Origin of the sequence: Lentzea guizhouensis (assembly GCF_001701025.1) — a bacterium.
Classification (GTDB): Bacteria; Actinomycetota; Actinomycetes; order Mycobacteriales; family Pseudonocardiaceae; genus Lentzea; species Lentzea guizhouensis.
Genome location: NZ_CP016793.1, coordinates 4,125,030 through 4,146,464, shown reverse-complemented (window position 1 = coordinate 4,146,464; position 21,435 = coordinate 4,125,030). Strand labels below are relative to the sequence as shown.

The 21,435-nt window shown below is 67.8% G+C and carries 23 protein-coding genes; 7 read left to right on the top strand and 16 right to left on the bottom strand.

All coding sequences use genetic code 11. The features are described 5' to 3' along the window. Positions 1 to 4: 4 nt before the first annotated feature. The 7 genes from atpD to atpB all read right to left on the bottom strand — a co-directional run bounded on the left by atpD (position 5) and on the right by atpB (position 6,448). A complete protein-coding gene (gene atpD, locus BBK82_RS20685) occupies positions 5 to 1,441 on the bottom strand; it encodes a F0F1 ATP synthase subunit beta (RefSeq protein WP_218920640.1) in 1,437 nt (478 codons plus the stop codon). Further along, the gene (locus tag BBK82_RS20680; protein ID WP_065916474.1) at positions 1,434 to 2,348 is read right to left on the bottom strand and encodes a F0F1 ATP synthase subunit gamma; all 915 of its coding nucleotides are present in this window, start codon (positions 2,346 to 2,348) and stop codon (positions 1,434 to 1,436) included. The genes atpD and BBK82_RS20680 overlap by 8 nt, the downstream gene beginning before the upstream one ends. A gap of 8 nt (positions 2,349 to 2,356) precedes the next feature. Then, the gene (gene atpA / locus BBK82_RS20675) at positions 2,357 to 4,003 is read right to left on the bottom strand and encodes a F0F1 ATP synthase subunit alpha (RefSeq protein ID WP_065916473.1); all 1,647 of its coding nucleotides are present in this window, start codon (positions 4,001 to 4,003) and stop codon (positions 2,357 to 2,359) included. A 45-nt stretch (positions 4,004 to 4,048) separates the two neighbouring features. Beyond that, positions 4,049 to 4,876, bottom strand: coding sequence for a F0F1 ATP synthase subunit delta (locus BBK82_RS20670; protein WP_065916472.1), 828 nt, complete (start codon positions 4,874 to 4,876; stop codon positions 4,049 to 4,051). 9 nt (positions 4,877 to 4,885) lie between these two features. Then, entirely contained in the window at positions 4,886 to 5,428 is a 543-nt protein-coding gene (locus BBK82_RS20665) for a F0F1 ATP synthase subunit B (protein ID WP_065921222.1), read from the bottom strand. A 41-nt stretch (positions 5,429 to 5,469) separates the two neighbouring features. Further along, positions 5,470 to 5,724 (bottom strand): ATP synthase subunit c family protein, encoded by a 255-nt coding sequence (locus tag BBK82_RS20660; RefSeq protein WP_030472448.1) that lies wholly within the window; start codon positions 5,722 to 5,724, stop codon positions 5,470 to 5,472. A 64-nt stretch (positions 5,725 to 5,788) separates the two neighbouring features. Next, complete coding sequence (gene atpB, locus BBK82_RS20655) at positions 5,789 to 6,448, bottom strand: F0F1 ATP synthase subunit A (protein ID WP_237048292.1); 660 nt, start codon at positions 6,446 to 6,448, stop codon at positions 5,789 to 5,791. Between atpB and BBK82_RS54215 the strand changes: the two genes are divergently transcribed. Further along, on the top strand, positions 6,441 to 6,632 hold the full coding sequence (locus BBK82_RS54215; RefSeq protein WP_237048290.1) for a hypothetical protein: 192 nt from the start codon (positions 6,441 to 6,443) through the stop codon (positions 6,630 to 6,632). The genes atpB and BBK82_RS54215 overlap by 8 nt on opposite strands. Before the next feature lie 83 nt (positions 6,633 to 6,715). Here the strand turns inward: BBK82_RS54215 and BBK82_RS20650 are convergent, their stop codons facing one another. From BBK82_RS20650 to BBK82_RS20640, 3 genes are all read right to left on the bottom strand, one after another. Then, complete coding sequence (locus BBK82_RS20650) at positions 6,716 to 7,162, bottom strand: hypothetical protein (RefSeq protein ID WP_065916471.1); 447 nt, start codon at positions 7,160 to 7,162, stop codon at positions 6,716 to 6,718. A 58-nt stretch (positions 7,163 to 7,220) separates the two neighbouring features. Beyond that, positions 7,221 to 8,357 carry a glycosyltransferase family 4 protein gene (locus BBK82_RS20645; RefSeq protein WP_065916470.1) on the bottom strand — a complete coding sequence of 379 codons (1,137 nt, stop codon included), beginning with the start codon at positions 8,355 to 8,357 and terminating at the stop codon, positions 7,221 to 7,223. A gap of 83 nt (positions 8,358 to 8,440) precedes the next feature. Continuing rightward, positions 8,441 to 9,091, bottom strand: a complete 651-nt coding sequence (locus BBK82_RS20640) for an L-threonylcarbamoyladenylate synthase (protein ID WP_065921220.1) — start codon at positions 9,089 to 9,091, stop codon at positions 8,441 to 8,443. Between the two features lie 278 nt (positions 9,092 to 9,369). Here BBK82_RS20640 and BBK82_RS20635 point away from each other — a divergent pair, with 278 nt between their 5' ends. The 3 genes from BBK82_RS20635 to BBK82_RS56015 are packed head-to-tail and all read left to right on the top strand — an operon-like array spanning position 9,370 to position 12,421. Beyond that, positions 9,370 to 9,825, top strand: a complete 456-nt coding sequence (locus BBK82_RS20635; protein ID WP_154697406.1) for a type VII secretion target — start codon at positions 9,370 to 9,372, stop codon at positions 9,823 to 9,825. Then, positions 9,822 to 10,361 carry a DUF3558 domain-containing protein gene (locus BBK82_RS20630; protein WP_065916468.1) on the top strand — a complete coding sequence of 180 codons (540 nt, stop codon included), beginning with the start codon at positions 9,822 to 9,824 and terminating at the stop codon, positions 10,359 to 10,361. Before BBK82_RS20635 ends, BBK82_RS20630 begins: the two co-directional genes overlap by 4 nt. Before the next feature lie 23 nt (positions 10,362 to 10,384). After that, positions 10,385 to 12,421, top strand: a complete 2,037-nt coding sequence (locus BBK82_RS56015; RefSeq protein WP_154697405.1) for an ESX secretion-associated protein EspG — start codon at positions 10,385 to 10,387, stop codon at positions 12,419 to 12,421. A gap of 231 nt (positions 12,422 to 12,652) precedes the next feature. Here BBK82_RS56015 and BBK82_RS20610 read toward each other — a convergent pair whose 3' ends face one another. Beyond that, a complete protein-coding gene (locus BBK82_RS20610; protein ID WP_065916464.1) occupies positions 12,653 to 13,609 on the bottom strand; it encodes a TIR domain-containing protein in 957 nt (318 codons plus the stop codon). Positions 13,610 to 13,772: 163 nt separating this feature from the next. Between BBK82_RS20610 and BBK82_RS20605 the strand changes: the two genes are divergently transcribed. Both BBK82_RS20605 and BBK82_RS20600 read left to right on the top strand, forming a co-directional pair. Beyond that, positions 13,773 to 15,500 (top strand): hypothetical protein, encoded by a 1,728-nt coding sequence (locus BBK82_RS20605; RefSeq protein ID WP_154697404.1) that lies wholly within the window; start codon positions 13,773 to 13,775, stop codon positions 15,498 to 15,500. Continuing rightward, positions 15,497 to 15,820, top strand: a complete 324-nt coding sequence (locus BBK82_RS20600; protein WP_065916462.1) for a hypothetical protein — start codon at positions 15,497 to 15,499, stop codon at positions 15,818 to 15,820. Before BBK82_RS20605 ends, BBK82_RS20600 begins: the two co-directional genes overlap by 4 nt. 15 nt (positions 15,821 to 15,835) lie before the next feature. Here the strand turns inward: BBK82_RS20600 and prmC are convergent, their stop codons facing one another. The 5 genes from prmC to rpmE form a co-directional block, all read right to left on the bottom strand. Further along, on the bottom strand, positions 15,836 to 16,705 hold the full coding sequence (gene prmC, locus BBK82_RS20595) for a peptide chain release factor N(5)-glutamine methyltransferase (protein ID WP_065921219.1): 870 nt from the start codon (positions 16,703 to 16,705) through the stop codon (positions 15,836 to 15,838). A gap of 17 nt (positions 16,706 to 16,722) precedes the next feature. Beyond that, the gene (gene lpdA / locus BBK82_RS20590) at positions 16,723 to 18,108 is read right to left on the bottom strand and encodes a dihydrolipoyl dehydrogenase (RefSeq protein ID WP_065916461.1); all 1,386 of its coding nucleotides are present in this window, start codon (positions 18,106 to 18,108) and stop codon (positions 16,723 to 16,725) included. Positions 18,109 to 18,117: 9 nt separating this feature from the next. Next, positions 18,118 to 19,326, bottom strand: a complete 1,209-nt coding sequence (locus tag BBK82_RS20585) for an acyl-CoA thioesterase/bile acid-CoA:amino acid N-acyltransferase family protein (protein WP_065916460.1) — start codon at positions 19,324 to 19,326, stop codon at positions 18,118 to 18,120. Between the two features lie 22 nt (positions 19,327 to 19,348). Then, on the bottom strand, positions 19,349 to 20,413 hold the full coding sequence (gene prfA, locus BBK82_RS20580) for a peptide chain release factor 1 (RefSeq protein ID WP_065916459.1): 1,065 nt from the start codon (positions 20,411 to 20,413) through the stop codon (positions 19,349 to 19,351). Between the two features lie 88 nt (positions 20,414 to 20,501). Next, positions 20,502 to 20,714, bottom strand: a complete 213-nt coding sequence (rpmE, locus tag BBK82_RS20575) for a 50S ribosomal protein L31 (RefSeq protein WP_065916458.1) — start codon at positions 20,712 to 20,714, stop codon at positions 20,502 to 20,504. A gap of 255 nt (positions 20,715 to 20,969) precedes the next feature. Here rpmE and BBK82_RS20570 point away from each other — a divergent pair, with 255 nt between their 5' ends. Then, entirely contained in the window at positions 20,970 to 21,356 is a 387-nt protein-coding gene (locus tag BBK82_RS20570) for a hypothetical protein (RefSeq protein ID WP_154697403.1), read from the top strand. Positions 21,357 to 21,435 lie beyond the last annotated feature (79 nt).

Here is a 21,435-nt window from a genome sequence, read left to right as displayed (position 1 = left end):
CAGCTCAGTTGCCGGCCAGCTTCTTCGCGTTCGCCTCGACGTCGTCCAACCCGCCGCAGGAGAAGAACGCCTGCTCCGGGTAGTGGTCGAACTCGCCCTTGCACACGCGGTCGAACGCCTCGATCGTGTCCTTGATCGGCACGAACGAACCGGGCTGACCGGTGAACTTCTCGGCCACGATGAAGTTCTGGCCGAGGAAGCGCTCGAGACGACGCGCGCGACCGACGAGGACCTTGTCCTCCTCGGAGAGCTCGTCCATACCGAGGATGGCGATGATGTCCTGCAGCTCCTTGTACTTCTGCAGGATTCGCTTCACCTCCTGGGCAACCCGGTAGTGCTCCTCGCCGACGATCGACGGCTCGAGGATTCGAGACGACGACGACAGCGGGTCGACGGCCGGGTAGATGCCCTTCTGGGAGATCGGACGGGAGAGCTCCGTCGTCGCGTCCAGGTGGGCGAAGGTGGTCGCCGGGGCGGGGTCGGTGTAGTCGTCCGCGGGCACGTAGATGGCCTGCAGCGAGGTGATCGACTTACCGCGCGTCGAGGTGATGCGCTCCTGGAGCTCACCCATCTCGTCGGCCAGCGTCGGCTGGTAACCCACGGCGGAAGGCATGCGGCCCAGCAGGGTCGACACCTCGGAACCGGCCTGGGTGAAGCGGAAGATGTTGTCGATGAAGAGCAGCACGTCCTGGTTCTGCACGTCGCGGAAGTACTCCGCCATCGTGAGAGCGGACAGCGCGACGCGCATGCGCGTGCCGGGCGGCTCGTCCATCTGACCGAACACCAGGGCGGTGTCGCCGAGAACGCCCATCTCCTCCATCTCGAGGAGGAGGTCGGTGCCCTCACGGGTGCGCTCACCGACGCCGGCGAACACCGACGTACCGGAGAACTCACGCGCGATACGCGTGATCATCTCCTGGATGAGCACGGTCTTGCCGACACCCGCGCCGCCGAACAGGCCGATCTTGCCACCCTTGACGTACGGGGTGAGCAGGTCGATGACCTTGATGCCGGTCTCGAGGATCTCGGTCTTGCCCTCGAGCTGGTCGAAGGCGGGCGCCTTGCGGTGGATGCCCCACTGCTCGCCGTCGCGGCCGAGGCCGGGCTGGTCGAGGCAGTCACCGAGGGCGTTGAAGACGTGGCCCTTGACGACGTCGCCGACCGGCACCGAGATCGCGGCACCGGTGTCGGTCACGGTCGTACCGCGGACGAGACCGTCGGTCGGCTGCATCGAGATGCAACGGACCAGGTTGTCGCCGAGGTGCTGCGCGACCTCGAGGGTCAGCGTCTTGGCGACCGCCTCGAAGGTGATCTCGGCGTGGCAAGCGTTGAACAGCTCAGGCACGGCGTCGCGCGGGAACTCCACGTCGACGACCGCACCGATCACCCGAACCACACGACCGGTGCGGGTGGTGGTGGCAGTAGCACTCATGTCACTCATCACTTCCTGCGCCACCGGTAAGCGCGGAGGCGCCACCGACGATCTCGCTGATCTCCTGGGTGATCTGGGCCTGACGGGCCGAGTTCGCCGCCCGGCTGAGGTTCCGGACGAGCTCCGTCGCGTTGTCCGTCGCGGCCTTCATGGCCGTGCGGCGTGCCGCAGACTCCGATGCCGCCGCTTCCAGCAAGGCGGAGAACAGCCGGGTCTTCACGTACTTGGGCAGCATCGCACCGAGCAGCGCTTCCGCGCTGGGCTCGAAGTCGTACACCGCACGCGGCCCCTTGGGGGTCTCGCCGGTGTACTCGACGTCCATCGGCGCGATCCGCCTGGCGGTGGGCGTCTGGCTCAGCATGGACTTGAACTCGGTGTACACGACGTGGATCTCGTCCACGCCCTGCGCACCGTTCTCCGTGCCCTCCAGGAACGCCTCCACCAGCGCGTCGCCCGCCTCGACGGCGTTGACGTAGTGCGGAGTCTGGGAGAACCCGCTCCACGAGGCGGTGACCTCGCGGCGGCGGAAGTTGTAGTACCCGATCGCCTTGCGGCCGGTCGCGTACAGCACCGGCTCCTTGCCCTCGGACTTGAGCAGCTCGATCAGCTGCTCAGCGGCCTTGAGCACGTTGGCGTTGTAGCCACCGCACATGCCCTTGTCGCTGGTGACGACGAGGACTGCAGCGCGCTTCGGGTTCTTGCGTTCCGTCAGCAGCGGGTGGTCGAGGTTCGCCGAGGCCTCGGCCAACGCGGAGAGCACGTTCGTGATCTCGTCCGCGTAGGGGCGCGAGGCCGCGACCCTGGTCTGCGCCTTGGCGAGGCGAGACGTGGCGATGAGCTCGTAGGCCTTCGTGATCTTCTTGGTCGAGTTGACCGTTCGGATCCGCTGGCGGAGCTCCCGAATCTGTGCGCCCATGGCTCAGATCACTTCTTGGTGGGCTCGGGCTTGTGGAGCTTCACCGATTCCTGCGCGACCTTGTCGGCGTCCATCGCCTTCTCGGGCGCCTCGTTGACGATCGTCGTGCCGTCGGAAGCGGTGAACTGCTTCTTGAAGTCGGCCACGGCGGCAGCAACGCGCTTCTGCGAGTCCTCGGGGAACTTCTTGGTCTCGACGATGCTGCTCAGCAGGTCCGCGTGGTTGCGGCGCAGCGAGTCCTTGAAGTCCGCGACGAAGCGGCGGATGTCGGCGACGGGCACGTCGTCGAGGTGGCCCTTGGTCGCGGCGAAGATCTCGACGACCTGCTCCTCGACGGGGACCGGGGAGTACTGGCCCTGCTTGAGCAGCTCGACCAGACGGGCACCGCGGTCCAGCTGGGCGCGCGACGCGGCGTCGAGGTCGGACGCGAACGCGGAGAAGGCCTCCAGCTCGCGGAACTGCGACAGGTCGAGGCGCAGCGAGCCCGCGACGTCCTTCATCGCCTTGATCTGCGCGGCACCACCGACGCGGGAGACGGAGATACCCACGTTGACGGCCGGGCGGACACCGGCGTTGAACAGGTCGGACTCGAGGAAGCACTGACCGTCGGTGATCGAGATGACGTTGGTCGGGATGTACGCCGACACGTCGTTCGCCTTGGTCTCGATGATCGGGAGACCCGTCATCGAACCGCCACCGAGGTCGTCGGACAGCTTCGCGCAACGCTCGAGGAGACGCGAGTGCAAGTAGAAGACGTCGCCGGGGTAGGCCTCGCGGCCCGGCGGGCGGCGCAGCAGCAGCGAGATGGCGCGGTACGCCTCGGCCTGCTTGGTCAGGTCGTCGAAGATGATCAGGACGTGCTTGCCCTGGTACATCCAGTGCTGGCCGATGGAGGAGCCGGTGTACGGCGCCAGCCACTTGAAGCCGGCCGAGTCAGAAGCGGGGGCGGCGACGATCGTCGTGTACTCGAGTGCGCCCGCCTCCTCCAGCGCGGTCTTGACGCCCGCGATGGTGGAGCCCTTCTGGCCGATGGCGACGTAGACGCAGCGGACCTGCTGCTTCGGGTCGCCCGACTCCCAGGCCTTCTTCTGGTTGATGATCGTGTCGATGCAGACCGCGGTCTTGCCGGTCTTGCGGTCACCGATGATCAGCTGGCGCTGACCGCGGCCGATCGGGGTCATCGCGTCGATGGCCTTGATGCCGGTCTGCATCGGCTCGGACACCGGCTGGCGCTGCAGCACGGACGCCGCCTGCAGCTCCAGGGCGCGGGTGTCGTCCGCGACGATGTCGCCGAGACCGTCGATGGGCTGGCCCAGCGGGTTGACGACGCGACCGAGGAAGCCGTCGCCGACCGGCACGGAGAGGACCTTGCCCGTGCGGCGGACCTCCTGGCCCTCTTCGATCTTGTCGAAGTCACCGAGGATGACCGCACCGATCTCGCGGACCTCGAGGTTCAGGGCGACGCCGAGGACGCCACCGGGGAACTCGAGCAGCTCGTTGGTCATCGTGCCCGGAAGGCCCTCGACGATGGCGATGCCGTCGTAGGTCTCGGAGACGGTACCGACCTCTTCCCGGCTGACCTCCGGGGAGTAGCTCGAGACGTACTTCTCGATCGCACTGCGGATCTCGTCCGACGAGATCGTCAGCTCCGCCATGTCGTTCCTGCTCTCACTTCTTCGTTCTGGGAAAGGGCTCGGGGGCTAGCCGGCGAGATTGCGGCGCAGTGCCGCCAACCGGCCGGCGATGCTTCCGTCGATGATCTCGTCGCCGATCTTGATCGACAGTCCGCCGGCCAGTGCCGGGTCGACCTCGACGTGCAGCGCGATCGGGCGCGAGTAGATCGTGGTCAGCGTCGCGGTCAAGCGGTCGACCTGCTCCGCGGTCAGCTCCACCGCGGACCGGACGTGCGCGACGGAACGCTGCCGGCGCTTGGCCGCCAGGTCGGCGAGCTCCGCCAGGCCGTCCGCCACGCGCAGACCGCGCGGGTTGCGGACCAGCTGGCTCACCAGCGTCGCGGTGACCGAGCTGACCTTGCCCTCGATCAGCGAGCCGACCAGCGCGACCTTGCCGTCGACCGACCCGGCCGGGTCCGCCAGCAGCAGCTCGAGCTCGTTGGAGTTCGCCACGATCCGGCCGAGCCGGAACAGCTCGTCCTCGGTCGAGTCCAGCTCACCGTCGCGCTCGGCGCGCACCAGCAGCGTGGTGCGGGCGAGCGACTCGACACCGTCCACGAGCTCGCGCGGGCTGGACCAGCGCGCGGTCACGACGGCGACCAGGACCTGCAGGGTCGCGTCGCTCACCTTGCCCGCGAACAGGCCGCGGAGCAGCTGCTCACGACCGGCGGCCTCGGACGAGGCGTCGGCGAGCGCGCCGCGCAGCGTCCGCTGCTCGATCAGCAGGCCGAGCACGGCGAACAGCTCCTCGCCCAGCTTGGCGAGCTCGTCCGTCGTCGTGGTCGCGTCGGCGAGCTCCAGCAGCCGCAGTTCCGCGGCTGCCAGAGCTTCACGACTTGCGGCATGCAACGTCATCGGCTGCCTCTACTTGCTCGCCGGCGCCGCGACGGCGTCCAGCTCGTTGAGGAAGCGGTCGACGGTGCCGCGGCGGCGGGCGTCGTCCTCGAGGGACTCACCCACGACCTTGCTCGCCAGCTCGACGGCGGTGCGGCCGAGGTCGGCACGCAGCTCGGCGACGATCTGGGCGCGCTGCGCGTCCAGCTGGTGCTGGCCCTGCGCCACGATGCGAGCGGACTCGGTCTGAGCCTGCTCCCGCAGCTCCTCGATGATCTGCAGGCCCTCGGCCCGCGCGTCGTCGCGGATGCGCGCGGCCTCGGCACGAGCCTCGGCCAGCTGCTCCTTGTACTGCTCGAGAGTCTTCTGAGCCTCGGCCTGTGCCTGCTCGGCCTTCTCGATGCCACCCTCGATCTTGGCCGTCCGCTCCGCGTACAGCGCTTCGAAGCGCGGCGACACGAACTTCTTGATGACGAAGAAGAGGAGCAGGAACGCGACGAGACCGAGGATGATCTCCGAGGTGTGCGGGAGGACAGGGTTGACCTTGTTCGGATCCTCCGCAGCCAGGATCAGGGTGTCGAACACGACGTCTCCTAACGCGTTGAAGGGTTAGGTCAGGCGCCGGCGGTCGCGATGAAGTACACGACGAAGCCGATCAGCGCGAGGACCTCGACGATGGCGAAGGTGGTCCACGCGAGGCTGAGCAGCACGCCGCGGGCCTCGGGCTGGCGGGCGGTGCCGCTGATGACCGAGGAGAAGATCAGACCCACACCGATGCCGGGGCCGATCGCGGCGAGGCCGTAACCGATGGCCGCAAGACCCGGGTTGATGTTGGCGGCGGCGTCCTGGGCGATCTGGAGAGCGCTCACTGTTGCTGTTCCCTTTCCAACTCGGTCCGCGAGAGTTCGCGGATCGGAGGCTTTGTGCTGTTTCTCAGTGCTCTTCTGCCAGCGCCATGCCGATGTAGCTGGCAGACAGCAGCGCGAAGATGTAGGCCTGCAGGCACATGATCAGTGCCTCCAGGAAGGTCAGCGCGATGGCGAAGGCGAAGGACACCGGCGCCACGATGACGGTGATACCGCCATTGAGCAGCAGGAACTCACCGGCCAGGGTGAACACCAGCAGCAGGAGGTGACCCGCGAACATGGCCGCGAAAACTCGGATCGCCAGCGTGAGCGGGTTCAGGATGAACTTCTGGAAGAACTCGATCGGAATCAGCAGCGGGAGCACGAACCACGGTGCGCCCGGCGGAATCGTCTGATGCTTCAAGTAGCCCACAAAACCGTGCCGCTTGAACCCGACGAAGTGGTACACCGGGTAAACAACGAGCAACGAAACGGCGAGCGGGAAGCCGATGTGCGACATCGTCGGGAACTGGATGATCGGGACGAGCCCGAACAGGTTGTTCACCAGGATGAAGGTGAAGATCGTGAGGATCAGCGGGATGAAGGGCTTGAAGTCCTTCGCGCCGATCTGCTCCCTGGCGATGTTGTTGCGCCCGAAGTCGTAAACCGACTCGGCGGCGAACTGGAACTTGCCCGGGATGAGCTTCAGGTTGCGACTCGCGGCGAGGAAGAACGCCGCGATGATCACGATCGACAGCACCAGCAGGACCATCGGCTTCGTGACCGAGCCGAAGATCGGCGGGAGGAAGAAGTCCTTCACGCCGGGAGCGACGAACTCGCCCCCCGAAGCCAGCAACTTGGTCACTGTGTTCCTTCCGGTTCTCCCGGCCGGCGTTCACTCCGCCGGGGGAATCGTCACGATCTGGACTTAACGTACCTTACGGTTCGCAAGCGACTACGAGAGGCACCCCTGCGATCGGATGTCCCTGGTCAGCGCGGACCATATCAGCAGGTCTCAGGTGCCTTCGGAGGCGGGGACCACCATCTGGCTGCGGCTGCGCTTCGACGCTCTGGCCTCCAGCCACGACGTCACGAGGACGGTCGCCACCAGGGTGATTCCCAGTGCCTTGGGTTCGAGCCAGTCCTGCCCGCGCAGCAGGATCACCGCGGCCAGCAGGACGAGCAGCTTGCCCATGAATCCGCCGAGTGCGGCGACCATCACGAACATCGGGTCGAGAGCCGCGGTCTTGCGCATCAACAACAGCGTCGCAAGGCTCGACGCAATGGCGATGACACCGCCGATGAGTGATCCGTAGAGACCTTGCGTCCCCCAGATCACAGTTGACACGACCACGCCGGCTGCGAACGTGCCGAGCGCGGCCCACACGGCCGCGCGGAACATTTCACCGGCGAGCCGCTGGATCACCAGCTCGTGCGTGACGGCCTTGTCCGCGTCGCTCATGTCCCGAAGTGTAGGAACCCGCTTTTCCCGCCCTGCAGGCAGCCCCCTGGCGAATCCGTCAGGACTTGCGGGTCTCGCGCAAACGCGGAATGACGGAGACGACGGCGGTCACGACCAAGCCGATGACGAAGCAGGTCGCCACGATGACGGGATCGAACAGCGTCAACGCTACGGCCCCAAACGCAAGCACGCCCGCCCACAAATAGATGAGCAGCACCGCGCGCCGTTGTGAGTGCCCGATCTCCAGCAACCGGTGGTGCAGGTGCATCTTGTCGGGCGAGAACGGGCTTTCGCCGCGTCGTGTGCGCCGGATGATGGCCATCAGCAGGTCGAGCACCGGCACGAACAGCACGGCCGCCACGACGATCAGCGGCGAGAGCAGACCGAGCAGGTCGGCGGCGCTGCGCGTGGACGGGTTGATCTTGCCCGACGCGCTGGTCGTGGCGGCGGCGAGCATGAGACCGATGAGCATGGACCCCGAGTCGCCCATGAAGATGCGCGCGGGGTTGAAGTTGTGCGGCAGGAACCCGAGGCACGCACCGGCCAGCACGGCCGCGATCAGCGCCGGCGGGTAGGCCTCCACCGCACCTTCGCGTTCGACGAGGATGCCGATCGAGAACGCGCACGTGGCGGCGGCTGCGATGAGTCCGATGCCCGCGGCGAGCCCGTCGAGGCCGTCGACGAAGTTCATCGCGTTGATCATCGTGACCGCGAGCAGCACCGTGAGCAGCGCGCCCTGGTTCTGGTCCAGCGACACCGTGGCACCCAGCCCCGGCACCCACGCGAGCATCCACTGCAGGCCGAACAGCACGAGGATCCCCGCCGCCGTGACCTGACCGGCGAGCTTCGTCAGCGAGTCGAGCTCGAACCGGTCGTCGATCGCACCCACGAGCACGATGACGCCGCCCGCGACGATGACACCCCACGGGTCGTTGGAGAAGTCGAACGCCGCCCGCAGCACCGGCAGCTGGTGCGCCAGGAACATGCCACCGAGCACGCCGCCATATATGGCAACGCCACCCATGCGCGGCATCGGCTGCACGTGCACGTCGCGCTTGCGCGGATAAGCCACCGCACCGACCCGGAACGCAAGCGCGCGCACCAGGCCGACGAGCAAGAACGTCACGACGGCAGCCGTCAACGCGACGAGCAGGTACTCGCGCACCGGCAGAACGAACGAGGATGCGGGCCCCACGGGCCTACCAATCAGGTCGGGGTTTGTCTCGAGGTGGCCGCCACGGTACCCGCGGCGCCATGATCAATTCTGGCAGCAGCCCGCTACCCGGCGACTTCGACCTCGATGCCGAGCACCTCGTTGACGTCCGCCCTGCTGACCGCCCCTTCCCGCAGGATGAGCGCGTCCGCCCCGGTCAGGTCGACGATCGTGGAGGCGATGTTCTCTCCGCTCAACCCGCCGTCCAGGTACACCGGCACCTCGTCCCCGAGCTGCTCCAACGCCTCCTGCGCACTGGCAGCCGGCGCGTGCCCCGTCTTGTTGGCACTGGACACGGCCATCGGCCCGACGTCCCTCAACAGCTCCAAGGCCACGGGGTGCAACGGCATCCGCAACATCACCGTCCCGCGCGTCTGCCCCAGATCCCACGCCAAACTCGGCGCGTGCGGCAACACAATGCTCAACCCACCGGGCCAAAACGCCTCGATGAGCGCCCGCGCCTGCCGAGGCACGCTCAGCACCAGCCCGTCGATCGTGGTCCAGGACCCGACCAACACCGGCACCGGCATGTCCGGCCCGCGCCCCTTGGCCCGGAGCAAACTCCGAACCGCTTCCGCGTCGAACGCGTCACACCCGATCCCGTAAACGGTGTCGGTGGGCAGGACGACGAGGCGCCCGCTCCGCACCGCACCGGCAGCAGCGGCAAGTCCCGCCGCGCGGTTGCTGGGCTCGCTGCAGTCGTAGACCGTGCTCACCTCGCTGAGCCTAGCCAGCGTTCCCGACCAGGTGACCGCTACCCCGCCGCATCCCCACCTCCACCGCCCGACGCTCGCCCTGCGTATCCCCAACCCCGCCCCGCACCACCCGGCCTCAACCTGCGCGCCGGTTCTCACTTGAGGCGACCAAACCCTTGCTGACCAGGCACGGTTTTGCCCCAAACGGGTGTAAGTAGTTCAACTCATCCTCCGAATGGGCGCACCGTTGTATCGTCATTGACCGACCACAGAGCGCAATCGGGGAGGGTCGAGCTCCTGTGTCAGAACCAATCAGCACCAGCGGCGTAGTCGGCACGAGCATTGCTCAGCAAGCCGTGGCCAACGCCTCGTGGGGCGCTGTTCTAGGGGGAGGTCTCGCCGCGGTGCTCGCTGCCAGCAAGGCAGTCGAGGTAGCCGTCGAGACCCAGCAGCTGTCCGTCGACCCCAACCTGGTCGACGCCATGATCAAAAAGCTCAACGAGATGCGGGACGAGCTCGCCAAGATCCGGCGCAAGCGGGACCAGCTGAGCTTGAACATGAAGATCGGCGGCGGATACGCGATGGAGATCGCCAAGGCCAACACGACGTTCGGCCAAGCCGCGATCAAACAGATCGACGACATCGACCGCGCCATCGAGTCGCTGAAGACGCAGATCGAGAAGAGCCGCGCATCGTACAAGAATGTCGACGAGGCAGGCTCCGACTCGTTCAAGAAGATCAACGGGAAGTCATGAATCGCATCCTGATCGCCACCCTGGTCGGTCTTTCTGCGCTCACCGCCGGCTGCTCCGGCGTTGCGGGAGACCCGACTCCGACTCCGACGACAGGCGGCAGCAGCACGCCGACGTCCGACAACAACTCGTCGCAGGGCCTGAACGCTCTCAAGCCCTGCGATCTCCTCACCGATGCTGAGGCGACGACATTCGACGCCAAGTTGCCGGGCGAAGAGGACAAAATCGGCCCCGCTGCCATCTGCGACTGGACGATCCCTGGCAACGGAGGCCTGCAAGTCGGCATCCGCGCCAGCCAGGGCGTCAAGGACCTGAACGCTCAGGGTGACAAGGTCTCCGAGGTCAAGGTCGGCAAGTTCTCCGCCACCAAGGTCGAGGCTCAGGACGGATCGAAGTCCAGTTGCGCCGTCCTGATCTCGGCAAGCGATACATCGTCTGTGGCCGTGCTGGCGAACATGCTGGCGTCGTCGACCGACACTGCGGCCGCGTGTGAACGCGCGACCAAAGCCGCTGAGCTCATCGCACCGAAGCTGCCGTAACGACGCCCGAGGGGGAAATTCTCATGGCGCCCACCCAGGCCGCTGTTCCGACACCGAACGACAACTATCCGGGCCAGAAACACGAGCACATGAAGTCGCTCGTGACCGATAACTACGCCCCGGACACGGCCACTGACACCGCGGACATCTGGAAGTCTTTCGGTGACACGTTCCGGGAGTTGGCGACCGACTTCAAGATCCTCGTCAACGGGTCCCAGAGCGCGTGGACGGGGCAGGCCGCCGACGGCGTACGTAACGCGTTGAACAAGGTAGGCACGTTCGTGGAACACACGGGCGAGACGTTTTACAAGACGTCGGGTGCTATCGAGCAGCAGCGGGACGCGGCAGTCAACGCGAACAACCGCATGCCGGAGCCGGTGAGCTTCAACCCGTTGAAGATCGCAGGTGACTGGTTCACGAACAAGGGCGGCATGATCAGCCCGATCATGATGGTGGGCGCGCCCATCGAGATGATCTCCACCTACAACAAACAGCAGGACGCCAAGGCTGAAGCCGTGCAAGTCATGCAAACGCGCGACAACACGATGATGTCGGCTGCCATGTCCATGCCCACCATGGAAGCGCCGCCCAAGGTCACCAACGACCAGGGCATCACGCAACCGCCCAATAACAACAACAACCAGAACACCCTGGGCAACACCCCCGGCTACCGCCCGCCCGGCACCACGGGCATGCCCGGCATGCCGCCCCCCGGCAGCACCGGCAACGGCACGACCAACGCCTCCTGGGTGGCACCGCAGGTCAACGACTCCAACAACCTGCCGAACAACAACCAGAACCAGAACGGCGGCAACAACCAGAACCGCCCGCCGATCGGCACCCCACCCGGCATCTTCCCGCCCGGCATGCGGCCTCCCGGTGGCAACCAGACCGGCCGACCGCCGATGGGCGGCCCCGGCGGCATGCGCCCAGGCGGTCCCGGCGGCGGCCCTGGTGGTCCGGTGGTGGCCGCGGCATGGGCGGCCCGGCGGCATGGGCGGCGGACCCGGCGGTGCAGGTGCAGGTGCCGGCGCAGGTGCCGGCGCGGCATGGGCAGCTTCGGCCCGGCCAACCCCGGTGGCGCCGGCGTCATGGGCGGCGCAGGTGCCGGCACCGGTGGGCGCGGGCGCGGGTGGCGCCGGACGTGGTGGCGCAGCCGGTGCGGCTGGCATGGGTGCCGGCGGTGGTGCTGGTGCTGGTGCTGGCCAGGGCGCGGAGGACAAGGAACACAAGTCGAACTACTTGGTGCCCACCGACGAGTTCTTCGACGACGATCGCATGGTCGCGCCGCCGGTGATCGGCGGATGAGGCAGATCGCGCAGCTCTCCCTGCCCGCGTTCGAGGTCCTCTGGGAGGGCCTGCGGGCGGGGAGCGTGCCCTACCCGTTCGACATCACCTCGCATGGCGACACGCTCGACGAACGCGACCGCATCAAGGCCGCCGTGCACCAGGACCTCGAACGCCGCGGCCTCGCCCGCCGCGGCCGCCCTGAGCCGGACCTCGAGGACGCGCTGAACCTGTTGGCGCGTCCCGAGTTGCGCGTCATCGCACTGTGCATGCCGGACATGAGCCAGGAGAAGCTCGTTCGCGCCTGCGTGGTCGCACGCGGCGGCTACGCCGTGCTGGTGTCCCAAGAGGACACCACGATGACGCTGACCCAGGTGCAGCCCAACGAGATCGCCACCAGCCTCGCCGGCGCCATGCCCCAGAGCCGGCCGGGCCAGGGCAAGCTGGTGACGGTGCCCACGCAGGCCTTCGAGGCCCAGCAGCCACAGCAACAGGAGGGCTTCCGCCAAGCCGTCCGCACCACCGAGAACGACGACGTCCGCCTCGCCAAGCAGATGCTGACCGGCCCCGCACTCGGCAACGGCCACTTCCTCGTCCAGATGGAACAGGGCCGCACCAAGCGCGACTACCCGCCGGTCACCTGGATCGACACGCAAACCGGCCGCTACGCCAACGTCCAGTTGCGCACCGGCTGGTTCACCATCGCGCCCGCCGACAACATGGGTCTCGCCCGCCACCTCGGCCAGATCCTGGCGATGACGAGCGACCGATGAACTCGAGCAGCTGATCGCCGACCGCCACCCGCCTCACCCACGTGCAACTGGGCCAGCTCGTCATGCAGACGGTGCAGAAGGCTCAGATCCAGGCGTGGTTCGAGCGAAGCGTAATCCTGTAGGCCAGCCACACGGTCACGCGCGAGGCGGCGGATCCATCAGCGCGTGACCGTGTGCCCTCCCCACGAGGAAACATACGGCCGTTTGGCCCCAAGGGGAGCTAACGGCGGCTTATTGGCCAGGATTTGGCAACTCTGACCAAGACTTCACCATGCACAGGCCGCTGCGCAGCGCGGTGAGGCCCTCGCGGAACACCGTCATCGTGCGGCGGACCGGGGCGTTCGTGGCTTCGGCTCGGCGGGTGCTGGTGAGGAGGGCTTCGATGCCGGGGAGGAGGGCGAGGAGTTCGGCGGTGGGGGCTGCCGGGAAGGAGCGGCCGGTGGCGCGGAGCAGGCGGTCGAGCTCGAAGGCGCGGCGTTCGAAGGTCCAGCCGGCTTCGCGGAGGCGGTGGGCGCCGGGAAGCAGCAGTGAGGGGTCGCCGCCGACCAGGGATTGGAACTCCGTGATGACGGAACGGGTTTCGGCGATCACCGTTCGCACGTCGAGGGAGAAGCGGTCGAGCTCGGCGGAGATGTCCGCGTCGAGAACAGGCGGAGGTGCGGCCAGGGCCAGTTCGGCTTCTTCCACGGCGTCGACGAGGGCGCCGGCCAGCGAGAGCATCGTGCGGCGCCAGGTCGGGGAGGACGGGCCTTCCAGCCAGGCTTCGCGGACTGAGCGGAACTGGCGTTCCACGATGAGGCGCACGGCCAGGTCGGGGTTGTCCTCGGTCAGGAACGAGTCGCCGAGCAGGACGACGGGCAGGAGCAGGGTGCGGACGCCGGCCACGGAAGCCTGGTTGTAGAACAGGAACAGCTCTTCGCGGCAGTAGGGGCGGTCGAAGTAGCGGCGGGTGACCACCGGGAGGAAGACGGTGGCGCCTCGCACGGCGGAGCGCAGGACCGGTTGGACCAGGTCGCCCCAGCCGATGGCCTCGCGGTCCAGGAAGACGTCGAGGGAACGGCCGCGGTCGGAGTAGGCGTATTGGCGCAACGAGGCCGCGAACGGGGCGACGAAGTCCATGACCACGTCGTCCTGGCGGGCGTAGCTCAGGAAACAGCGGATCGGCGGAGAGTCGAAAGACGCTGTCATCTACCCTCGTTCGGCGCATTGACAATGGGCATTTTCGTCACCTCGGCCCGATGACGACTCGGCGGGGCTATTGTGCCAGCACATCGAGAAATATGTGTTCACCAAGCCCTTGACCAGCACAGACGTCCCGTGCTCGATTCAATGACAGAAAGTGGACAGGACAATGTCAGCTCCGGCGGCGGATCCGGTGGAGGTTTCTCCGCGGTTACGCGACGACACGACTCGTTTCCTCTGCGGGGCCGCGCACCGCGATGAGGAGTTCGCGGACTCGGCCATTCGCGAGTACCTCGTGGAGAGCACCCGGTCCATTCCGCGGTCGCCCGGTGTCAACGCGGGTGCGGTGTTGCGGGAGGCGGTGGCGGCGCGCACGCGGCGCAAGGTGCGCGATGCGGTGTTGCTCGTGCTGGCGGTCGTGCTGCTGGCCACGGGGACCGGTTTCCAGCTCGGGCTTTGGTTCCTCGGCGCTGCGGTTGCGGCGGCGGTCGTGGCGGTGATCTCCGGGCAGCGCATCCGGCCGGGCAAGCAACCGAAGGCCGTTGCCCCGTACCGGCGCGTGCCGCTCGCGTTGGGTGGCGTGGCCGGTGCGATCGCGTTGTTCTTCGTGATGTACAAGGTGATCGAGGAACTCGACCGGCCCAGCGCCTCCTACTGCCGGCGGTACCCGACGGCGTGCGAGGTGCAGAGCGACGGAGAGCTCGCGGTCATGGTCGTCGTCATCGCGCTGATCTTCGCGGTGCTGCTGACCGACCGGGTGCTGGTGTGGTTGCTGGTCACGAAGAGCTTCCGGCGCAGGGGTTTTCGCGCCAGCCGCGGGCCGGAGGAGCTGTGGCGCAACGAGTGGACGCTGCGCAGGCTCGGGAACTCCGGCTACGACAGCGCGTTGCGGCTCTTCCCCGCCGAGGACGACGAGCCGGCGCCCGCCGACCAGGCCCAGGTGACCGTCTACCACGGCTACCGGCCGTTCGTCGGCTCCGGGACGATGTTCGAGCCGTGGTCCATGGCCTTGCCGCTCAAGCCGACCGAGGAGCACGAGGACATGCCGCGGCCGGGGTTCGAGCTGCCGGAGCTCTACGACCGCCTCACCGCCGAGCTGCTCAAGACCGGCCGCTCGCCGTCGCTGTCCCCCGGACACCGCCTCAAGGACCTCACCACCGGTGACCGCGTGGTGATCTCCGCCGTCGAGCTGGTCGACCACATCGACGACGTCGAGGCGCGGATCGTGTTGCCCAACAAGGACGACGCACCGCGACCGACCGTCGACAGGTCCGTTGTGGACGGTCTGATCACCCGGCCGATGGAGTGGATGCGGTACTTCCGGTCGTTCCAGGTCGAGACGTGGGACCGCGACGTCGTGGTGTCGGCCTACCTCACGTTCGGGCTCGACGAGGAGATGCTGTACGTCGAGTGGACGCCCTGCATCCTGCACCCGATCGAGGCGCGGCACCGGCAGATCGACGTCCTGCCGGAGCAGTCGGTCCGGCCGCTGCTGGAGGCGCTGCTCGACCTGCTCACGTTCCCCGCGTCGCTGCCCAGGCGGTTCGCCACGGCGGTCAACTGGCTGGTCCCGGTCCACCAGGCCGAAGGCACCTACATCGCGGAACGCTACGGCGCCACCACCAGCCTGCGCGAGCTCGCCAGCGAACGCCAGGTGGACAACTACTTCCAGCTCACCGACATCGAGCGCTACGTCAAGGTCCTGGAGTCGCGGCTGCTGCGCACGCTCGGCGAGTTCCTGGAGAGCAAGGGCATCTCGGTCACCGAGTTCATGGAACAGGCCATGCAGGTGACGAACAACAACGTGCACATCACCGGTCCGGTCATCTCCAGCAACGTCGCCTCGACCGGACGGGCACGTGCGGGCAACGTCAAGACGGGCAGGGAAAAGGGATGAGGGACCACAACTTCGAGATCAGCGGGCCGGTGCTGGGCAGCAACATCGGCACCAGCGGGCGCGCCAAGGCCGGGGACGTCCACATCGGACACATCAGGGACGTGTCCGCGGCGCTGCGGCTGCTCGACGAGCTGCGGGAGGCCCTCCACGACGCCCAGGCGGCCACGTCGACCGTCGAGGCCGTCGACGACCTGCGGGCCGAGGCGCGCAAACCCAAGCCCAGCAAGGACGTCACCGCGCACCTGATGGACAAGCTGGCCGACCGAGGCCTGGGTGAGCAGATGAAGGAGCTGGCGAAGGCCTTCGACGCCCTGTACTAGCCCGTTCCAGCCGTTCTAGCCGGACACCCTGCGGGCGGTCGCGAACCGCGGCCGCCCGGCCAGGTCCGCGTGGTCGGCGACGTCGGTCAGCACCCGCCGCGCCGACAGCAGCGCCGGCACCGACTCGCCCTGCGTGTCGTCGTGTTCGATCCCGACGGACCCGCCTGGCCGCAGCCACCGCGCGGAGGCCGACACGACGTGCCGGATCACGTCCAGCCCGTCGGCACCGGAGAACACCGCGTGGTGCGGGTCGTGCACGCCGACCTCGGGCTGCACCGGCGTCCCCTCCGGCACGTAGGGCGGGTTGCACACCACCAGGTCGACCGCACCGTCCAGATCGGACAGCAGCGCCGGGTCGGTCGCGTCACCGTGGTGCAGCCGGATCGGCGTGTCCCCCGCGGCCGCCCGCGCATCGGCGTTGCGACGCGTCCACGCAAGCGCTTGCGGGTCCAGTTCCACCGCGTGCACCACCGCGTCGGGACGGGCGGCGGCGATCGACAACGCCAGCGCGCCCGTGCCCGTGCAGAGGTCCACGACGACCGGTGCGGGCACCGCGGCCACGGCCTTCAGCGCCCACTCCATCAACAGCTCGGTCTCCGGCCGCGGCACGAACACACCGGGCCCGACCTCGACCGTGATCAACCCCATCGGCGCCCAGCCGACGATGTGCTGCAACGGGATGCGCGAGGCGCGCACCCGGACGAGCTCGTGCAGCCGGTCGACCACCGGTGGGTCGACCAGCGGGATGAGCGGCAGCCGCCCGCGCTCGACCCCGAGCACGTGCGCGGCCAGGAGCTCCGCGTCCACGCGCGGGCTGTCCACGCCGGCGTCGGCGAGGATGGTGGCCGCCTCGGAGATCGCGAGGCGGAGCGGCTGCCGGTCCATCATGGGAAAGGGGGACCTCAGAAGTTGATCATGTGCCCGGCGAGGCCGTGCACCGCTTCCTTGACGGCTTCGGACAGCGTCGGGTGCGCGTGGACGTTGCGCGCGACCTCGTGGACGGTGAGGTCCCACTGCTGGGCCAGGGTGAGCTCGGGCAGCAGCTCGGTCGCCTCGGGGCCGATGATGTGGCCGCCGAGCAGCTCGCCGTGCTTGCCGTCGCTGATCAGCTTCACGAAGCCGCCGGGCTCGGCCAGGCCGTGCGCCTTGCCGTTCGCGGTGAACGGGAACTTCGCGACCTGGACGTCGAAGCCCTTCTCGCGGGCCTGCTTCTCGGTGTAGCCGAAGGAGGCGATCTGCGGCTGGCAGAACGTCGCCCGCGGGATCATCACGTAGTCGAGCTCCATCGTCTCGGCACCCGCGATGGTCTCGGCGGCGATGATGCCCATCGACTCGGCGGTGTGCGCGAGCATGAGCTTCGCGGTCACGTCGCCGATCGCGAAGATGTGCGGCACGTTGGTGCGGCCGCGGCCGTCGATGTCGATGGCACCGCGCTCGGTGAGCTTCACGCCGGTGTTCTCCAGGCCGTAGCCCTCGACGCGCGGCACGAAACCGATGGCCTGCATGACCTTGTCGGCTTCCAGGACCTCTTCAGTGCCGTTCTTCGACACCGTGACGCGGACCTTCTCGCCCGACTCGTCGATCGACTCGACGCGGGTGCCGACGCGCACGTCGACGCCCAGCTTCTTGTAGCGCTTGAGCAGCTCGGCGGACACCTCTTCGTCCTCGAGCGGCACCATCCGGTCGAGGAACTCGACGATGGTGACCTTCACGCCGTAGTTGTGCATGACGTACGCGAACTCGACGCCGATGGCGCCCGCGCCGGCGATGATGATCGACTCGGGCAGGTCCTCGGTCATGATCTGCTCTTCGTAGGTCACGACGCGGTCGGACTTCTGCGTGTTCGGCAGCATCCTGGTCGTGGCGCCCACGGCGATGATCGCGTGGCCGAAGGTGATCGTCTCGTCCCCGACGGTCAGCGTGTGGTCGTCGGTGAAGTTGGCCCACCCGTTGTACTCGGTGATGCCGTTCTTCTTCATGAGGAAGTGCACGCCCTTGACGCGCCCGTCGGCGACCTTGCGGCTGCGCTGCCACGCCGCGCTGTAGTCGAAGCTGACGGTGCCGTCGACCTTGATGCCGAACGTCTTCTGCTCGTGCATGAAGAGGTGCGCGAGCTCGGCGTTGCGCAGGAGGGCCTTCGAGGGGATGCAGCCCACGTTCAGGCAGACGCCGCCCCAGTACTTCTCCTCGACAACGGCGGTCTTCAGCCCGAGCTGAGCCGCACGGATCGCGGCGACGTACCCGCCGGGACCCGCACCCACGACCACGACATCAAAGTGTGCGCTCATAAGCACACCCTAGGTGCCCAGCTGCTCCTGCAAGAACTCGACGGTCCTTTTCCAAGCGTTCGCTTGAGCGTGTGCGGTGGCCTGCGGAACACCACCACCCGAGAAGGTGACACCGGGCCCCGGATAGGTCACGTCGGTGGCCGGCCGGTGCGGCGGGCCCGCGATCAGGTGTCCTGCCTCGGGATACACGACGTGCTCGTACGGGAACGGGTGGTCGTGGTCCTTCAGCCGGCGCAGCGCGACCTCGCTCAGCTCGGCCGACGGCCACCCGTCGTCGTGGCCGGACGAGATGAGCAACACACCGCCCTGGATGCGTTCCACCGGGATCTCGACGTCTTCCGGGACGCCGTCCTCGGTGGTGAAGGCGAGCCGCAACGGCACCGGTTCGTCGTTGACGATCTTGGCGCGCAGCTCGTCGCCGATGTCGTAGGGCAGGTACGGCAGCGGCTCGCCCTTGCAGGTCCACGAGGCCGCTTCGTACGAGAGCTTCTGCAGCAGGTTCGCGCCCGGTCCGATGCCCTGGGTGACCACGCCGCTGCCCACCACGCTGACGACCGCCTTGACCTGCGGGAACGTCGCACCGATGAGCAACGCCAGCTCACCGCCGCGCGAGCCGCCGACGACACCGATCGGGCCGGCTCGTTCGGACAGGTGCTCGATCGCCTCGCCGAAGTACTCGAGCGGGATGTCCACGAGGTGCTCCGGCAGGCCCTTCAACCCGAAGTAGCCGAGCGCGAACGTGACGAACCCGTGCGCGGCCAGCAGAGCCGCGTCCGACTCGTGCAGGCCGCCTTCCGAACCGCTCAGCACGATCACGCCGGGGAGCTCGCCACCGTCGTCCTCAGGGGCGAACAGCGTGCCCACGAGACCGTTCTCGCGGACCTCGACGCGTTCGACGCTCCTGGGCACGCTCAGGCGCTCCAGCTCGACCTCGCCGGCGCCCGGCACCGACAGGCACATCGGGCCCGGCTTGCCGCCGGTGCGTTCGAGGGACCAGAACAGGCCCATCGGGTCGACGCCCTGGTAGGTGCCCTCGACCGGGGCGTGCCGGGTGAGGTCCACGACACCGCGGTCGTCTGCCTTGAAGACGCCGTGGGACGCGCGGTCGCCGGTGGAGAGCTGGACGGTGACCTCGTCACCGGGTGGGAGGCCGACGACGACGATGTCGACCGGTTGGTCGAGGGGCGTTGTCTTCGGGTTCACCAGGATCTCGGCCACAACGCGCCCCTCTCACGTCGGATCACCCGCCTGCGAGCCGTTCTGCCCGGTCAGCGGCGGCGAGAGCGTCCACCACCGCGTCCAGGTCCCCGTCGAGCACCTGGTCCAGGTTATGCGCTTTGTACCCAACCCGGTGATCGGAGATGCGCGATTCGGGGAAGTTGTAGGTCCTCACCCGTTCACTCCGGTCGACCGTCCGGATCTGGGTGCGACGTGCGTCACTCTGCTCCTGCGCCTTCTGCTCCTCGGCGAGCGCGACCAGGCGGCTCTGGAGGACCTGCATGGCGCGGGCCTTGTTCTGCAGCTGGCTGCGCTCGTTCTGGCAGGACGTGACGATGCCGGTCGGCAGGTGCGTGATGCGGACCGCGGAGTCGGTGGTGTTGACCGACTGACCGCCCTTGCCGCTCGACCGGTAGACGTCGATGCGCAGGTCCTTCTCGTCGATCTCGACCTCGGCGGTCTCCTCGGTCTCCGGGAAGACCAGGACGCCGGCCGCGGACGTGTGGATGCGCCCCTGCGACTCGGTGACGGGCACGCGCTGCACCCGGTGCACGCCGCCCTCCCACTTGAGCCGGCTCCAGACGCCGTCCGGGGTCGTGGTCTTGGCCTTGATGGCCACCGTGACGTCCTTGAACCCGCCCAGGTCGGAGTCGGTGCCGTCGAGCATCTCGACCTTCCAGCCCTGGCGCTCGGCGTACCGCGTGTACATGCGCAGGAGGTCGCCGGCGAACAGCGCGCTCTCCTCGCCGCCCTCACCGGACTTGATCTCCAGCAGCACGTCGTCGCCGTCGTGCGGGTCGCGCGGCAGCAGCAGTTCGGTGAGCTTCTCCTCCATCTTGGGAAGCTGCTCCTCGATCTGCTTGGCCTCGTCGGCGAACGCCTGGTCCTCGCTCGCGAGCTCCTTGGCCGCTCCCAGGTCGCTGCGCGCCTGCTCGATCTCCCGGGCCGCCTTCACGATCGGGCCGAGCGCGGCGTAGCGCTTGCCGAGCTTGCGCGCCCCCGCCTGGTCAGCGTGCACGGAGGGGTCGGCGAGCTTCTTCTCCAGCTCGTCGTACTCGGCGAGCAAGCTGTCCAGCGACTGCGACACTTCTCCTGCTTTCGGTCAGAATTGGCCTGGAAACGGCGACGGCGCCCGCCCCGGCCGTGGTGGCCGAGGTCAGGCGCCGTGAAAGCAGCTACTTGTTGCGCTTGCCGTAACGCGCCTCGAAGCGCGCGACGCGACCGCCGGTGTCCAGGATGCGCTGCTTGCCCGTGTAGAACGGGTGGCAGTTCGAGCACATCTCGACGCGGACCTCGGACGCAGCGGTGGTGCTGCGCGTGGTGAAGCTGTTACCGCAGCTGCAGGTCACTTCGGTGACCGTGTACTCGGGGTGGATGCCAGTCTTCAAGATCTTGTCCCTTTCAAGGATGGCCGCCGGGTCCCTGTTTGCGGACGGGTGAACCGGAGCCGGACTCGACCATTTAGTTTGCCAGACCGTTCAACACGTGCAAAAACGCGGTTGTTCCCGACGGCTGGCCGACGGGTGGCGGGTGGCTGAAGTCACAACCGCTTAACCTTGCTGGTACGCCGTTCGGCGCAAGGTGTGGCCGTTCGGCGGGATACGGCTCCATGTTGTTGGACGTGTTCCATCAGACTGTATGCCGTGTTCTGCACCGCCGATCGGCCGCTGAGCTGGAGAGTGTGGCTCGCCGTGCCGTTCCTGTTCTCCGCAGCCGTGTTCGGCCTCATGGGGTCGGCAGGGCTGGTCAGCGCGTCCTTCGCGTCCGTGCCGCTGTCGCCGGTCGTGTCCGGGGCCGGGGTGGCGGTGGCCGCGGCGGTGTCGGGTGGCGTGCGGTGGGGGCGGCGGTGGCAGCGGGTCTGGGTGAGGTGGCCGTACCTCGGGGGCGTGCTGGCGGGTGGGGTGCTGGTCGGGGCTGTTGAGGTTCCGGCGTTGGTGGCGGCGGTGGTGGGGGTGCCGGTGCTGCTGGGGCTGGTGTTCCAGTGTTTGGTGCGAGGGGATGAAGGGGCGGCGGCGTCGGACTGCCGCTGATCCGGCGCCTGGCTTGCGGGACCGTGGTTGTGGCGGCTTGGGTCCGTACCAGGTCAATCACCTTAAGTGCGTGGTTGAG